We start from the raw sequence: 14650 nt of genomic DNA on the forward strand, positions 1-14650 counted from the left end.
GCGCATGGATCGGTCGCCCCGCGTGTGGACTGGCTGGACAAAGTTCCTGGGGAACGCTGTCCCCGGCCTGTTCTGCTTACCTCTCCTCGTTGCGGGCATCCTTCACTTTAACCCGCAAAAGCCATTTTCGGGCTGGCCCATTTACATGATACTGTTTGTCATCGTGGGTTGGTTCGCGGTGAGCCTGTTTGGGTTCTGGAACAACGACGGCTTGCGACAAGGGGTCGCTCGACAAGTGGACCGCCGTTATCCACCAAATGGTGAAAAACCAGTCGATCGCCATTTTGTCGGCGTGGCGAGGCCTAGCTACCGCAATATTCTCGACCCCCACGAGGATGTTGGATTCTTGTTGATGCACGATGACCGACTGCAGTTTGTCGGCGATCAGCTCGATTTGGAGTTTCCTTGGACCACATTTTCCAGCGTGCGCGGTCGGGCGAACACGCACACGTGGCTGGGGTTGGGGCGCTGGATTTCGTTAGAGGGCACCGGCCCCGACGACCTGCCGATTCGCCTGATGATTGAGCCGCGCGAGCGCAATTTTATCCCAGCAAACTGGTCTGTCAACCGCAAGTTGCGGGCAGAGATCGCCTCGCGATTGGACGCTCAAAAGAAGGTAGATTCAAGCGGTGCTTAGCTTCCGATTTCAGACCGTTCGCCTAGAAAAGCGCTATCCGCTCGTTATTAGCCGGGGCATCAGCACGGGCTCCAACAACCTGTTCGTCTTTGCCGCGGCCGACGGCCATGAGGGTGTGGGTGAGTGCGCGCCCGGCACGGGTTTTGACGACACGCTGGCCCCGATCGCGCAGACTCAGCTTCAGGCGCTCGTGGATTCGGACATCAGCGATCTGAGCATCACGGAGATTTACGCGCGCGCCACCGAGCGCGAGATCGATGCGTCAGCGTTGGCCGCGTTAGACGTGGCTCTTTGGGACTTGCTCGCCAAGCGCGCCGGGATGCCGCTGTTTCAACTTCTTGGCCTCAGTCGCCGGTCGGTCGCGACATCGGTGACCATCGGCATTAACCCGGTTGACGTGATCCGAGAGCGGGTGCCTGAGATTTTGGCCCGCACCGGAGGGAAGTTCCTCAAGATCAAGCTGGGTTCGCCGGACGGCATCGAGCGCGACCAGGAAAACTATCTGGCCGCTCAGGAATCTTCGGCAAGTTTCGGCGTTGGCTTGCGGGTGGACGCCAACGGCGGGTGGGATGTGGCGACGGCCCAGGCGATGATTCCGTGGCTCGCGGAGCGCGGCTGCGATTACGTTGAGCAACCGCTTGCACGCGGCAACGAGGACGGGTTGCCGCATCTCTTTGCGGGTCGCAAGCTGCCGATATTCTGCGATGAATCGATACGGGTGGCGAGCGACGTCGTGAAGTTACGCGACTGCGTGGACGGAGTGAACTTGAAACTGATGAAGACGGGCGGTATTACCGAAGCCCTGCGACTGGTTTCGACCGCGCGGGCTTGCGGGTTACAGACCATGATCGGTTGCATGGGCGAGTCGAGCGTGGCCATTAGCGCCGGGGCCGCCTTAGGCGCGCTCTTCGATCACATCGATTTGGATAGCCAGTTGAACCTGAATCCTGACCCCGCAACGGGGGCCGAAATGATCAATGGCGTGGTGACTCCGCCGCTGACGCCAGGCCATGGAGGCGCGCTCCGTGATTAAGCCGCACGACCGTTTGGCGATTTACATGGAGGGGGCGGTTGGCGATCCCTCGGGCAAGATGGGTTATGGAGTCTTGCGGTATTCGCGCAATGAAATCGCTTGCGTGATTGATTCTCACACCGCCGGCGGGACGTTGCCGACGCACCTCTCGCCCTCTGGCGATGTGCCGATTGTCTCCAGCGTGAGCAAAGCCAAGGCCCTCGGGGCGACTGTCTTTGTTCTCGGTCTCGCGGTGAGCGGCGGGGCAATCCCCGACGAGTGGTATGGCCCGATCGGCGAGGCCGTCGCGGGTGGAATGTCCATCGTTAACGGCCTGCACGATAAGCTCGGGCCGCGCTACCCGGGATTGCCAGACGGCCAATGGATTTGGGATATTCGCCAGGAACCTGCCGGCTTGCCGGTGGCCTCGGCGGCCGCTGGCAAGTTGGCTAACCGGCGCTTGCTTTTGATCGGCACCGACATGGCGGTGGGCAAGATGACGGCGGGGCTGGAAATCTATGCGCAAGCGGTTGCGCAAGGGGTGTCCACAGGATTTGTGGCGACGGGCCAGATCGGTATGACGATCACCGGGGCGGGAGTGCCGCTTGACGCGATCCGCGTGGATTTCGCCGGGGGAAGTATTGAGCGCGAAGTACTTTCGCACGCCGATAAGCAGCTGGTGATCATCGAAGGGCAGGGTTCGTTGCTGCATCCGGGTAGCACGGCCAACCTGCCGTTGCTTCGCGGGTCGATGCCGACGCACCTTGTGTTGTGTTGCGTCGCGGGGCAGGAAACTCTGTATCGAGCGCCCGAGATTCGCATTCCAAGCCTGGACAAGTTGGTTCGCTTGAACGAGGATTTGGCCGAGGCCTGCGGAGTATATGGACGGCCCAAGTGCGTGGCGATTGCCGTGAACGGTTCGCACGTGTCGTCGGCGGAAGCGGCCGAATACAAGCGCCGGGTGAGCGGAGAAACCGGCCTGCCGGCTTTTGACCCGATCGCGGATGGCGCGGCCGGATTACTGGCCGCGGTGATGGCTTAGCCAGCGGCGCGTCAATTCTTCCGCGGCGGCGCGGTCCTCGGGCAGCAGTCGGCCCTTGAGAACTTCTTCCAGCAGGAACGCCTTGATCTGGCCGATCACTTTGCCAGGCAGGCTTGGGTCAATTGCGAGAATCTCGTGGCCATCGAGCGGCGACTGTAGGCTCTCCGCCGGAGTCGCGGCTTGAACCTCCCGAATTTTGGCGCGGATCGCGGGCACGTCGAGGTGGGGCGCGTCGGGGTGGTGAGAGTTGGCGTCGGCCTGACAAAGGATGAGCAGGTCCTCCATGTGCGGGCCGAGTGCCCGCAGCGCGCGGCGAGCTGCGGTAGCCGATATCGTGTTGTGGCCGAACCTCATGTGTTGCCGTACGAGTAACTCGACGTACGCGATTTCGTCGTTGCTGAACTTCATCCGCCCGAGAATCTGGCGGACCATGTCCGCCCCGACTACCTCGTGGGTGAAGAAGCGCGTCCGCCCGTCGTTGTCGACAAATCGAGTCTGCGGCTTTCCGATGTCGTGCAGCAATCCGGCGAGTCGTAAATATATGTTTTCGGACGCAATGTTATCCAAAACTAACAGCGAATGCCCCCAAACGTCGAGGTGGTGGTATGGCCCTTGCTCGACAAAGCGGCACGATTCGAGCTCAGGCAGGAACTGGCGGAGTAGGCCAAGCCGGCTCAGAGCTTCGATGGACTCCGACGGCGAGGGCGTGGCGAGCATCTTGAGAAGCTCTTCACGAATCCGCTCCTGGCTAATCACCTTCAAGCGATCGGCGACGGCGAGGATCGCGGGCTCGATATCGGGCGCGAACTCGAAACCGAGTTGCGCTCGGAATCGCACCGCCCGCAACATGCGCAGCGGGTCCTCGCTAAAGGTGCGCCGCGGCTCAAGGGGAGTGCGCAGGATTCTCGCCGAAAGGTCCGCGAGACCGCGATCGGTGGGGTCGAGGATTGCGCCCGAGTGGAGCGAGACAAACAGCGCGTTGATCGTGAAGTCGCGTCGCATCGCGTCCTCTTCGAGCGTGCCGAATTCGACAATCGGCTTGCGGCTATGCGGCTCATACTGTTCCCGCCTGGTGCAAACCAACTCCACGGGCTCGTCTGCGACAATCACTTGGGCGGTGCCGAACCGCTCGAAGATAACGGGGTAGATGGACGACGCGCCCCGTTCGAAAAGGAGTTGCGCAAGCGCTTGCGCATCGCCTTCGACGGCTAGGTCAAGGTCCTTGCCTCCAGGACGTCCGAGCAATGCATCGCGCACCGCCCCTCCCACTAGCCACACCCGGCCCTCAAATTGAGTGCCGAGCGTGGCCTCACGGATCGCGATCAGCGCCGGGCGGTCAAGGAAGTTTTCCGGTAACTGCAATACGGTTTTCGGGGGCGAGCTTCCATGCGGGTTGGGTCCGCAGATAGTCCATGAGGGCCTCGACATCCACATAACCAGTGTCGATTCGGGTGCCCTTGGCCGCCTTCAAGGCGTCGGCGCCATCGCCGCCGCCCGCCAAAAAGCTGTTGGTCACGATGCGAATATTGCCGATGCGCACGTTCGGCGGAATCGGCCACAGAGTGGAGCCGTTTAAGCGGATGCTGGTCACTCGATCGCCTTCCGGTCGGCTGAGATCGTAGCCCACCTGGAAGCCTTTACTGACCTGCAGGAAGTACGCGCGCGGATTCTCGAGTGTCGCCTTGAGCTCGCCGAGATTCAGGTCGAGCACCACCAAAGTGTTGCCGAAGGGTTGCACGTTGAGGCAGGTTTCCACGGAGATGACGCCCGGCTCGATGTCGGCGCGCAATCCGCCGGGGTTCATCAGTGCGACCATCGCGCCCTGCGGAGCAGTTTTGGCGAGCATCGCGTCGGCGACGAGGTTGCCCAGGAGGCTCTCGCCGGTGCGAGACTCAACTCGGGTAAATGGACCAGCCGCCTCCGTGACCTTCGTCTTGCGGAGAACCTGAATCGGCATCAGCAGGGCGTCAACCGTCGCCTTGAACACGGGATCCTCGGGAATGGTTTCGTCTACCACGATCGGGGTGGCGCTGGGCACCGCCTTGATGAGGCCATTGTCGTCGAAGGTCACTTGAATTCGGCCGAACACCTTGCCCCACTCCCAGGCCTGTACCACCATCGCGGGCTCGCCGCTGGCGCTCTTGAGCTTCGTCGGATATTCGCCGCGTGAGGCGAGATCGCCCGGCAACTTCACCTCGCCGAGCGGCGTGTGGCTGTGCCCGCCGACAACGAGGTCGGCGCCGCGGAGCTTTTTGGCCATCTCCTGATCCATCTCGTAGCCGCAGTGGCTGAGCACGAGAACCTTGTTAACCTTTTGGTTAGTTAGCTCATCAATCGCCGATTGCACGCTGGGGATTAGTTCTTTCAACGCGATGTTGGGCAATGCCGAAACCAGCGTCGTCAGGTCGGGAGTCATGGCACCGACAACGCCGATGGACTCGCCGTTGATTTTGACAATCGCCCACGGTTTGACCTTCTTGGCGAGCGAGGGTTCATCGCTAAAGTCCATGTTGGCCGATACCGTCGGGAAGGTCGTGCGCTCCAGGAACCGCGCCAGCACATTGGGGCCCTTGTCGAACTCGTGGTTGCCCAGCGTGAAGGCGTCATACCGCGCCGCATTCATGTAGATCAGGTCGGCCAGCCCCTCGTATTGCGTAAAAAAGAGCGTGCCCTGAAACACGTCGCCCGCGTTGACCAGCATCACATTGGGGTCTTGCTTGCGAAACTTTTCGATGAGCGTGAGGTGGCGCGCGTAGCCGCCAAATGGCTTGCCGCGAATCACCGTCGGCTCGACGTGGCCGTGCAGGTCGTTGGTGTGCAGCACGGTGAGCGTAAAGTCCTTGGCCGCGGCCAGGGCACCGGCGGCAACAAGCAAAAGGCACGCGAGTTTTCGCATGCCTCATTGTATCCGGGTTGGGGTTAAGCGACGCGCAACAGCGTGCCGGCTTGCATGCCGACTGTGTCGAAGTAGATGGTGGACATGGCTTCGCTCAAACTAACCTCATGGTTAAGAACGCGATTGAGCACGTCGTATTGCATCGGCTTGAACCCGATTTGGTGGGCGGCAGTACGGAGATCGCGGGCCGAAACGTTGTCGGCGATCATGTCGCGAAGGTGGTCGGTCACGGGGAGAATCTCGTGGATGCCGGTGCGTCCCCGCACGCCAGCGCTGAAGCATTCACCGCAACCGCGGCCCTCGGCAATTTGCGCTCCGTGCGGCAAGTGACCGTGGTACGCCTCGATGATCATGCGCTCTTGGTCATTCGGCTCACGGGTTTCCAGGCAGTGCGGACACACCTTGCGAATGAGGCGCTGGGACATGACGCCAATCAGGCTGCTCGCCACGATGAAAGGCTCGACGCCCATATCCATCAGTCGCGGAAGCGCGCTGACGGCGTCGTTGGTGTGCAGCGTGCTGAAGACCAAGTGGCCGGTCATCGCCGCACGGACGGTCGTAATCGCGGTTTCTTCGTCGCGGATTTCGCCGACAAGAATGATGTCGGGGTCTTGCCGCAGAATCGCTTTCAGTTGTGCGTTGTAGGTCAGGCCGACGCGCTCGTTGACTTGGGATTGGTTGAGGCCCGGCACGTTATATTCGATCGGGTCCTCGCAAGTCATGATGTTGTTGCGGACCGATTTGATCTCGTTGAGCGCGGCGTAAAGCGAGGTGGTCTTGCCGGAACCGGTCGGGCCGGTGACCAAGAAAATGCCATAGGGCTTGTTGGCGAGTTCGCGATACAGCCCGAGGTTTTCGCCGCTGAATCCAAGATTCTCCAACGACACCAAACTCTTGGTTTTGTCGAGAACCCGGAGCACGACGCGCTCGCCAAACAGGTTCGGCAGAGTGGAAAGTCGGATGTCTACAGTGCGGCCATCAATGCGCGCGGAAAGGCGACCGTTCTGCGGCACGCGGGTCTCGACAATGTCGAGTTCCGCCATGATTTTCAGGCGGGTCACGAGCATCTTTTGCAGCGTGATGGGAATGTCGCGCAGTTTGCTGAGTTCGCCATCGATGCGGCAACGAAGTTCCACCGCGAACTCGCGCGGCTCCAAGTGGATGTCGCTCGCGCCCATGCGGATCGCGTCGGAAAGAAGTTGGTTGACGAGGGCAACAACGGGTCGCTCGTCGGCATCGGCGAGTTCCACCGTGGTGTTTTTCACCACTTGGTCACTTACGAGTTGCAGCGCTTCTTCGACCTTGTTGCCGATAACCGAGCCTTCGACGCCCTCGGTTTCGAGTTGGGTGAGAATCACCGAGAGTCGCTGCTCGTCCACGAGAACCGTTTCAATGCGATAGCCGGAGGTGGTGCGCGCGGCCTCGACCGCCTCTAAATCTTGCGGGTCCTTGAACCCCACCACCAGCAGGTCGCCGCGCAGTTGCAGCGGAATCATGAAGTGCTGAAGGCAGGTCTTGACAGGAATGAGCTTGAGCGCCTCGATGTCGGGTGGCTGCTGGTCGAGGAACCAGCCGGTGACGCCCATTTGTGCGGCGAGCACCTTGAGCAGCAGGTCTTCGGTGATGAAGCCCATCGAAACGAGGGTCGCCCCCAAGGGCAACTTCGTCATGCGCTGATGTTCGAGCGCCTCACTCAGCTGTTGCTGCGTGATGATACGGTTCGATATCAGGAGTTCCCCAAGCTTGAAGCGGTGCATGCGCTCTGTTCCAAAGAAAGATTGTCGGCATGGGGGCGGCAAAACAACAGACCCCTTCTCGAATGAGAAGAGGTCTGGAGAGAGCAACTCGTAGCGAGTTGTTTAGCGAGCGCGTCGTCGGAGAACGAGGAGAGCGCCACCAACGGCCAGGACGGCAGCCGAAACGGGTTCGGGCACGACTTGGGTGGTGATGTTCGAACCGTCCAACCAACCTTCGCAGGCCGAGCTGAAGTTGGTCAGCTTGCCTTGGCTGTTGTAGGCTGCGGTTGTACCGGCTCGCGGGTGGAACCAGATACCGAACTTGTTGGCGAATTGGGCGCCTTCCCACTCGGCGGGGTTGCCGAAAGCCGGAACGTGAGCGTTGATGCCGTTGACATCGAGCTTGAAGCCCATGACTCGGTCGCCGCCTTCGTTGCGGATGAAGATGTCCTTGATGAAGGAGCTGTCCACGAGCGAGGAAGCAACCAGGTCGCCGCCGTCGTTCACGCCATCGCCGTTACCATCGCGGTAGCTGCTGGCCGAGTTTTGGCCGTTGTAGGCGTAAACCGTGAGCTTCGGAGCGTTGAGGTTCGTACCGTCGAAGTAGAACAAGGCCAGTTCGTCCGGGGTGCCCTTCGGGTTCGGACCCTTCGAAATGGCAAGGGTGAACGCGTCCGACTTTTGGCTGGTGCCAGGAACGTTGCCGAGCTTGGTTTCGAAGTAGAGGACCTTGCCGACCGACGCGTACTGCGTGAGGACCGACTTGATTTCGCCGCCACCATTGCTGATGCCGTAGGAGCCGCCGGTGTAACCCGGGTACTTCGCTTCATAAACGCTGGCGTTAGCGGCTACTGCGGCTACCGTCGCGATGAACAGAACAGATTGAAAACGCATGATATTCTCTCCTCTTCGTGAGACATAAAAATCTCACCGTCATAGTTTAGCCGACCGGCATTCGCAGACCTTCAAAAATCTGAGGAAAACCGCATTAATACTTGGGGATTCCTAGCAAATTTTGTGATCAGTTAACAAAAAGAGAGAGCCTTGCGGCTCTCTCTGGGTTGTTGAGTTGCGGGTGCTTACTTGCGCTTGCGGAAGGCAAGGAACGCGCCGCCCACGGCGAGGATCGCGGCCGAGGCCGGTTCCGGCACCACTTGCGTCTTCAGGTTTTCGCCATCGAACCAACCTGCCTTGCAGAAGTTGAACGACTTGAGGAAGCCATCCTTGTTGTAGCTGGTGCTGAGGCCCGAGACCGGGTGCATCCAGATGCCCATCTTCGAACCAAACTTGGCGCCCGTCCACTGACCTTGCACGCCGCTCGCCGGTCGGTGAGCGTTAATCGCGGTGGCGTTGATGTCAAAGCCAAGGACCTTGTCTTGACCTTCGGTGCGGTTGGTCAGCGAGAAGATGCTCGAAGCGTTGTTCTTCGACGAGAGCAGCTTCGTGCCGGTTTGGTACGACGTGTAGCCATTTTGACCGTTGTAGTTGTACGCGGTGAGGACCGGGTTGGAGCCGCTCACATCGTAGTAGAAAATCGCGAGTTCGTTAGCGTGACCCTTAGGGTTAGCACCCGGGCTGACAACGAGCCAGAAGCCGTTGGCCTTGAGGCCGGCGCTCGACTTGCCGAGGGTGACTTCGTACTTCAGGCGGTTGGTGCCCGAGTCGAACACGGTGGACATCTTCTTGATCTTGCCGGCGTCGTGGTTGATGCCGAGGTTGGGAAGATTTTGGCCATTCCACGACATTTCGTAGACCGAAGCTTGGGCTGCGGTTCCAAACGAAATTGCGCTAAGAATAAAGATTGCAGTTGCTTTGTTCATGGTTGTTACCTGAGAACAACCGTTGCAACTATCGTGCCAAAGCCGCGGTTACGCGGCCAGAGATACGCGATTTCTTCCGGACGCCTTGCTTTCGTAAAGCGCCTCGTCTACCCGGTGGACAAGACTTACGGCGGTTTCATCGTTGCGCCAGTAGGTCAGGCCAATGCTAGCCGTGACCTTGCCGGCACTTGTGGTCATTGCCTCGATCGCGCGGCGCGTGCGTTCGGCGATGATCTGCGCCTCGGGGACCGAGGTCTCGGGGAGCAAAACAATGAACTCCTCGCCGCCGATTCGGGCAACATGATCGGTTTCTCTGTAGAGCCCGGCCAACGCTTGACCAGTTGCGACGAGCACTTCATCGCCCACGCCGTGACCAAACGTGTCGTTGATCTTTTTGAAATGGTCGAGGTCGAGGCTGAGAATGCTGAGGTTGCGCTGGTAGCGGCGTGCGACCTGAATGCACTGCGCAATGGCGGTATCAAACGCGCGGCGGTTGGCCAGGCCGGTGAGTGGATCGGTCAAGGTCAGTTCTTCCAGGCGCATGTTGGCTTGCTCCAGTTCGCCTTTGGCTGCCTCGAGCGCTCGATTTTGCTCGGCCGCCTGCAGCATGTACTCGGAAACCTGGGCTTCAAATTCTTTTTGCGAGCTAATGTCCTCCAGCGAGATCAGGAGTTTGGTCGGCTTGTGGTTGGCGACTTCGTAAACCTCACCGGTGCAGGAATACCAGCGCAGATTGCCGTTGTCATCTTGGGAGGTGAACTCGGTCACAAATCGCTCGCCAAACTGAAACTCGGCGACATCTTCGTAGCGCGGACGGAACGGAACCGGGTCGCACGTGACCATTTCCCAAATGTGGGAGCCCATCGCCTTGATCTCGGGCACCGTGATGCCGAAGGCGGCGACCGTGTTTTCGCTGACCCATGACATACCAAAGCTCGGTAGATCGACCAAGAGGTGTACCGCCGGATTGAGAGCGATGATTTTCTCTAGGAATTCGCGGTTTGCGGTGAGTTGCTCCTCTTGCCAGCGGTAGCCAGAAATGTTGGTGGCGGTGACGACAAACTCGCCGCTCGGCGTTTGGCTGAATTGACACTCAAACGGAGTGCCGCCGAACTCGGGTTTGGTCACCAGCAGAATCGCGCCGGACTCGGCGGTGGATTCGCGCAGAAGTTGTTTGGCGGCCTCGCTGGACGCGCTGTCGAGCAGACCAAGCCATCGGTAGCCGGCCACGGATTGGGCGCTGGCCATCAGCACGAACAGGCCAGTGGCGTTTACCGATTGGACCGCGCCGGAACGATTAGTCACCACAGTTGGGATGGGCAGCAGCTCGGCTAGCCCCCTTAAATCAACTTCACTCACTCTTAACATTTCTCTTCCCCAGGGAGTGTATTGGCGAAATCGGGGTGGTTCTTAAGATGGAAAATGGGAGTCCATGCAACTGAATCAGCACAAAATGGTGTATTCATTGATGATGCGCAACAAAGTTTTGTTTATGGTTGTCGCGAGTGTGTTGACCAGTCTCTCCCTCACCGGTTGTAAAGCCGTAAAGGACCAGCTTTCCAAGGACATGGATCGCCCGACGCAGCCCACGACCGAGGCGGTCGCGGCGGACGTGTATCTCGACCTGAGCGGCTCGACGAATTCGTTGCGAGCGCCAATTGCGACGCTGATTAAGGACGTGCTCGACACGCACCCGAAAACCATGCGGGTGAACTACTCAACGTTCAACAAGGACGTTCGCGAACTCGGCAACACGCTGAACGCGGGGACCTATCTGGACGAGATGGGCGCACAGTGGGAGGCTCTGCCCAAGGCCGAACCGCGCGGTACCCTGCTCGGCGGCGTGTTTGAGCACGCGGCCAAGGTCGCGCGCCGCGATACGAGCATCAAGCGCATCGTGGTCATCGGTACCGACGGCGGGTTTGAAGACAACATGCAGCAAGTGTTCAACGGGCTGGAAAGCCTGGTGCAAGCCGGCAACCTGCAGATGATCGTGTTTGTCGGTGTTCAGCCGGGCAACTCGGCCAAGCTCAACAAGCTTAGCGAGATTGCCGACTACGCGAAGAACCTGCGCACGGAGTTTCCCGTCCAGGTTGTCAACGTGCTCCTTTCGCAAAACTCGGTCGCGATTGCCGATGCGCAGCGCGGGATTAAGGAGCTAATGGAGCCAGCAGCCAATGGCAGTAAGTGATTTTCGAAACAGTCTAGGGGCGTCGCGCGCGATCAGTGCGCCCGATCCCGCGCAGCAGGGTGCCTTTGAGCAGCCGACGATCGTCTCGTCGGAGCAGGAAGAACACCTTGCTCAAGAACTCGCGACGGAACTCGGCGAGAAGGGTTTTAACACCCGGCAAGCCGCCGAGGCGGTCGGCTACTGGCGAGCCTACGCCGACCAAACTCGCGCCTGGAGCAGCTCCGTGGCCGCGCTCCGCGCGGCGGAGGAAGTTGGTGACGGGTTCCGCGCCCGGGCAACGGCGTTCATGGCCGCTTGTCGACGACAAAACGTGCGGTTCCGCACGCCGCGCGTGCTCAACGATCGCGCGATTGAAGACGTGCTGCTGCGCGCGACCAAGAAGCACGACAAAACCACGATGAAGGTGGCGGGCGGTATGTTTGGCCTCGTCGTGGCGATTATGCTGAAGGCATACCTCCTGCTTCCGGTCGCGAACACGTTTTTGGGCAAGCTGCTCGGGCCGGGAAACACAATCACCAAAGGCACGTTTAGCTTCGCGCTGGCTTGTGTGATCGCTTATTCGATTACCTACGCAATGCGCTTCCTCATGCAGTTGGTCGTGCACATGAACGCGGGTGACGCGATTAAGCCGACCCGAAACCTCGGAGAGTTGCTGACGACTCGCGCCAACAAGGCGATTGTGTTCGCTGTTGGCTTCATGTTCATCATGGTCATCTACAGTTTTCTGCGTTACGACGTGGGGACGGCGGAGGCGGATGGTGGCGCGTTCTCGGCGTTTGGCCTGAACTTCCTCTTCCTCATCATCGTGATCGTGTACGAACTCGCGGTGGCTTATCGAACGGCGTACTTCCAGATTAATGGTAAGCCCGAAATTGCGGACGACCTGATCGAAAAGTTCAACGTCGCCATGGAGCGCTGGCACGACGAGGAAGACCTCGGCAAGCTGCGCACGCTCGTGTTGCTCAACCAGCAACGCTGGGCAGACTTTATGCGGCAACTCGACGCCGGCATGTTCGAAGGCAAGAAGTCGGTTGAGAACCGCGCGAACGCGCTCAACCGTATGCGTGGCACCAAGACCAACGTTGTCTCCGTATTCGGGCCGAAGAAATGAGCCGCTGGCTGACCATCCTCGCGATAGTGCTTTCGTCGGCGTTGCTCGTCGGCGCGACGCTCAGCCTCACCGGGCCTACCGTTTTGGCGCAGGAAAGCCGTGAAGGCGTGCTGCTCCCGCGGGTCGAAGCGCCCAAGGTTGAGCGGGTGACCGAGGATGAACAGCCCGTGGAACAGGTGAAGCGCGAGACGTTCCGGCGGGAAGAGGAATTCAACATTCGCGTGCCGTACGCGTTGGAGCCTGATTCGTTTATTGCGGTCACGCCCGGCTTGGTCATCGAACGACAGCAGTTGGAGCCGATTTATCTGGAGCGTTCCGACGAGGTGCGGCCGATTTCCATGGCGCTGATTCTTGACAACTCGTGGAGCATGATCCGCGTGAATCCGCGCAACGGCGAGCCGCCGCAAGACCCCAAATATATGCGTTTGGACGCGGCCCGCAACCTCATGGGCAAGCTCCGCGAAAAGGACCAAGTCACCTTGGGCGTGTTCCCGCCGCGACGCAGTGTCGTGCCCGTGGATTACCCGCCGGTTGATCCGCCGCTGGAGCAAGTTGCGTATCGCTCGAAACCGTCGGAAGTCAGCAAGGCCCTTGAGCTGTTGCGCGGCGAAGAGAACGGCACGACGCCGCTGTACCGCGGCATTCAGCGCGGGATTGAGGTCGCCAACGGCGTCGCGGGAAATCGCCCGATCGTGGTTGCGCTCACCGATGGCAAGGACACCGAGGAGATTCCTGGGACGTTCTCGTCAGTGATCGAAACCATCAAGGCTCACCCCGAAACGAAGCTCTACATCATCGCGCTGGGCGAAGGCGCGGACGTGCCGCTTCTGCAGCAACTCACCAAGAACATCATCAAGGTGGACGACTCGGCGAACCTGCGGCTGGCCTTCGACCAGATTCAACGCGACTTGAGTAAGGACCTGATCGGCACGCACGTGCGGCTTCGATTCCGCCGCGTGGACAAGGATTTCGCCGATGGCGAATCGCTCCGTGTGCGCTACAAAGTCGGGGCGAAGGTCAAGGATTATGACGTCGTGCTCGGCACGCCGGTCACTCCGCTGACCGGTGGGACCAAACCTGAGATGCCGAAGGTGGCCAAGTGATTTACGCCAAGCACGTGGTGTATCTGGGCCTGGTGCTCGCGATTGCGCCCTGGCTCGGACGGGCGTTGGTCAACCTCTATTTGGAACGTTTTCGCCTGAGTCCGGTGCCCGCGACGTGGGTGTTGCTGGTGGGCTCCATCACCGTTGGGTTCGGGTTGCCGCTGCTGGGTCAAGGCGTTTTTGACCTACTTTCCACCCAGACCACGCTGCAAAGCCTGGTCGCAAGAATGATTGCGCTGGGCGTGGTGGGCCTGCTGTTTGGCGTGCTCATCGGGCTACAACCCTACATGCACTTTTGGCGGGCGATGCTTCTCGGCGTGATTGCCGGAGTTGGGTGCGCCTGGCTGTATAGCGTGTTGCCCGCAGAATGGTGGAGCCTGGTGATCTACGCGACCGTGCTTGCCGGGTTACCTCTCTTGAGTTTTGAGGCACCCAACAAGTCGGGGCAAATTCGGGTTCGGGCGAGTCGGCGGAATTCGCCGATGCGCGGCCTTTGGCACTAGTCGCGGATATCGCGACCGTGCTCTTCGACAAACTTTGCGACGCCGCTGAGGCGGAATCGGCGTTGACCACCCTTGGTGCGGTGGTGTCCTAGCCAACCGCGATTGGTGTAGCGGCGCACCGTGGCCGGGCAGACGCCCAGAATGCGGCTCACTTCTTCGAGTGTGAGTTCAGGGTCAAGCAGGCGCTCAATGAGTTCGGCTCGGGTTTCCTTGAACTCGCCACGATAGTAGTTGGCGGTGACCGAGTCGTTGAAATTCGACTGCAGGAAGTTGATGATCTTCGGCAAGTGCGACCAAAGGCGTTGCGTTTCGGTGTTCAGGCTTTCGCTGGCGGCATCCTTGGCCTTGACGCGGCGGGGACGCGGCGCGCTGAGGGCTCGCTTGCTTTCAGTCGTTGCTCGTGGAGCGTGCCCATTTCTCGAGGCCGCATCCTTTTCCATCACGGCCGTGCGCGACGGCGTGGGCTTGGTATCGGAAAATGCGTTCTCGATATAGGCGACCGGATCAAAATCTCCGGCGGCTCCCCCCTTATCGGTCGTTTGACTCACGACATTTATTGTACTTAACCGAGGCACCTCCCTGTCGGCACCTCAGGCCGA

At 60.0% G+C, this 14650-nt stretch carries 14 protein-coding genes; 7 read left to right on the forward strand and 7 right to left on the reverse strand.

Annotated features, from left to right (window positions below):
- The first annotated feature begins 4 nt into the window (after window positions 1-4).
- The 3 genes from JNJ45_09030 to JNJ45_09040 are packed head-to-tail and all read left to right on the forward strand — an operon-like array spanning window position 5 to window position 2691.
- Window positions 5-637 carry a hypothetical protein gene (locus tag JNJ45_09030; protein MBL8048813.1) on the forward strand — a complete coding sequence of 211 codons (633 nt, stop codon included), beginning with the start codon at window positions 5-7 and terminating at the stop codon, window positions 635-637.
- Window positions 630-1670: a dipeptide epimerase gene (locus tag JNJ45_09035; protein MBL8048814.1), complete on the forward strand. Its 1041-nt coding sequence runs from the start codon at window positions 630-632 to the stop codon at window positions 1668-1670. The genes JNJ45_09030 and JNJ45_09035 overlap by 8 nt, the downstream gene beginning before the upstream one ends.
- Window positions 1648-2691 carry a DUF1611 domain-containing protein gene (locus JNJ45_09040; GenBank protein ID MBL8048815.1) on the forward strand — a complete coding sequence of 348 codons (1044 nt, stop codon included), beginning with the start codon at window positions 1648-1650 and terminating at the stop codon, window positions 2689-2691. Before JNJ45_09035 ends, JNJ45_09040 begins: the two co-directional genes overlap by 23 nt.
- Here the strand turns inward: JNJ45_09040 and JNJ45_09045 are convergent.
- The 6 genes from JNJ45_09045 to JNJ45_09070 form a co-directional block, all read right to left on the reverse strand.
- On the reverse strand, window positions 2668-4053 hold the full coding sequence (locus JNJ45_09045; protein ID MBL8048816.1) for an HD domain-containing protein: 1386 nt from the start codon (window positions 4051-4053) through the stop codon (window positions 2668-2670). The genes JNJ45_09040 and JNJ45_09045 overlap by 24 nt on opposite strands.
- Window positions 4028-5587, reverse strand: a complete 1560-nt coding sequence (locus tag JNJ45_09050) for a 5'-nucleotidase C-terminal domain-containing protein (GenBank protein ID MBL8048817.1) — start codon at window positions 5585-5587, stop codon at window positions 4028-4030. Before JNJ45_09050 ends, JNJ45_09045 begins: the two co-directional genes overlap by 26 nt.
- Window positions 5588-5610: 23 nt before the next feature.
- Window positions 5611-7344: a type II/IV secretion system protein gene (locus JNJ45_09055; protein MBL8048818.1), complete on the reverse strand. Its 1734-nt coding sequence runs from the start codon at window positions 7342-7344 to the stop codon at window positions 5611-5613.
- A 102-nt stretch (window positions 7345-7446) separates the two neighbouring features.
- A complete protein-coding gene (locus JNJ45_09060; GenBank protein ID MBL8048819.1) occupies window positions 7447-8217 on the reverse strand; it encodes a PEP-CTERM sorting domain-containing protein in 771 nt (256 codons plus the stop codon).
- Window positions 8218-8402: 185 nt separating this feature from the next.
- Window positions 8403-9143, reverse strand: coding sequence for a PEP-CTERM sorting domain-containing protein (locus JNJ45_09065; GenBank protein ID MBL8048820.1), 741 nt, complete (start codon window positions 9141-9143; stop codon window positions 8403-8405).
- A 48-nt stretch (window positions 9144-9191) separates the two neighbouring features.
- Window positions 9192-10502: a diguanylate cyclase gene (locus JNJ45_09070; protein MBL8048821.1), complete on the reverse strand. Its 1311-nt coding sequence runs from the start codon at window positions 10500-10502 to the stop codon at window positions 9192-9194.
- Window positions 10503-10575: 73 nt separating this feature from the next.
- On the opposite strand from JNJ45_09070, the gene JNJ45_09075 reads away from it, so the two are divergent.
- Genes JNJ45_09075 through JNJ45_09090 form a run of 4 tightly spaced genes read left to right on the forward strand, consistent with a single transcriptional unit; the run spans window position 10576 to window position 14051 of the window.
- A complete protein-coding gene (locus tag JNJ45_09075) occupies window positions 10576-11334 on the forward strand; it encodes a VWA domain-containing protein (protein ID MBL8048822.1) in 759 nt (252 codons plus the stop codon).
- Window positions 11321-12445, forward strand: coding sequence for a hypothetical protein (locus tag JNJ45_09080; GenBank protein ID MBL8048823.1), 1125 nt, complete (start codon window positions 11321-11323; stop codon window positions 12443-12445). Before JNJ45_09075 ends, JNJ45_09080 begins: the two co-directional genes overlap by 14 nt.
- A complete protein-coding gene (locus JNJ45_09085; GenBank protein ID MBL8048824.1) occupies window positions 12442-13548 on the forward strand; it encodes a VWA domain-containing protein in 1107 nt (368 codons plus the stop codon). Before JNJ45_09080 ends, JNJ45_09085 begins: the two co-directional genes overlap by 4 nt.
- The gene (locus JNJ45_09090) at window positions 13545-14051 is read left to right on the forward strand and encodes a hypothetical protein (GenBank protein MBL8048825.1); all 507 of its coding nucleotides are present in this window, start codon (window positions 13545-13547) and stop codon (window positions 14049-14051) included. The genes JNJ45_09085 and JNJ45_09090 overlap by 4 nt, the downstream gene beginning before the upstream one ends.
- Here the strand turns inward: JNJ45_09090 and JNJ45_09095 are convergent.
- Window positions 14048-14599 carry a helix-turn-helix domain-containing protein gene (locus JNJ45_09095; GenBank protein MBL8048826.1) on the reverse strand — a complete coding sequence of 184 codons (552 nt, stop codon included), beginning with the start codon at window positions 14597-14599 and terminating at the stop codon, window positions 14048-14050. The two genes, JNJ45_09090 and JNJ45_09095, sit on opposite strands and share 4 nt — an antisense overlap.
- Window positions 14600-14650: the final 51 nt, after the last annotated feature.

It is taken from the genome of Chthonomonas sp. (assembly GCA_016788425.1).
In the GTDB taxonomy this organism is placed as follows: domain Bacteria; phylum Armatimonadota; class Fimbriimonadia; order Fimbriimonadales; family Fimbriimonadaceae; genus JAEURQ01.

Bases quoted from the DNA above. Each gene is read 5' to 3' on its own strand.
- JNJ45_09030 (MBL8048813.1), top strand. From the start codon at position 5: ATGGATCGGTCGCCCCGCGTGTGGACTGGCTGGACAAAGTTCCTGGGG.
- JNJ45_09040 (MBL8048815.1), top strand. From the start codon at position 1,648: ATGGAGGCGCGCTCCGTGATTAAGCCGCACGACCGTTTGGCGATTTAC.
- JNJ45_09050 (MBL8048817.1), bottom strand. From the start codon at position 5,587: ATGCGAAAACTCGCGTGCCTTTTGCTTGTTGCCGCCGGTGCCCTGGCC.
- JNJ45_09055 (MBL8048818.1), bottom strand. From the start codon at position 7,344: ATGCACCGCTTCAAGCTTGGGGAACTCCTGATATCGAACCGTATCATC.
- JNJ45_09060 (MBL8048819.1), bottom strand. From the start codon at position 8,217: ATGCGTTTTCAATCTGTTCTGTTCATCGCGACGGTAGCCGCAGTAGCC.
- JNJ45_09065 (MBL8048820.1), bottom strand. From the start codon at position 9,143: ATGAACAAAGCAACTGCAATCTTTATTCTTAGCGCAATTTCGTTTGGA.
- JNJ45_09075 (MBL8048822.1), top strand. From the start codon at position 10,576: ATGCAACTGAATCAGCACAAAATGGTGTATTCATTGATGATGCGCAAC.
- JNJ45_09080 (MBL8048823.1), top strand. From the start codon at position 11,321: ATGGCAGTAAGTGATTTTCGAAACAGTCTAGGGGCGTCGCGCGCGATC.
- JNJ45_09085 (MBL8048824.1), top strand. From the start codon at position 12,442: ATGAGCCGCTGGCTGACCATCCTCGCGATAGTGCTTTCGTCGGCGTTG.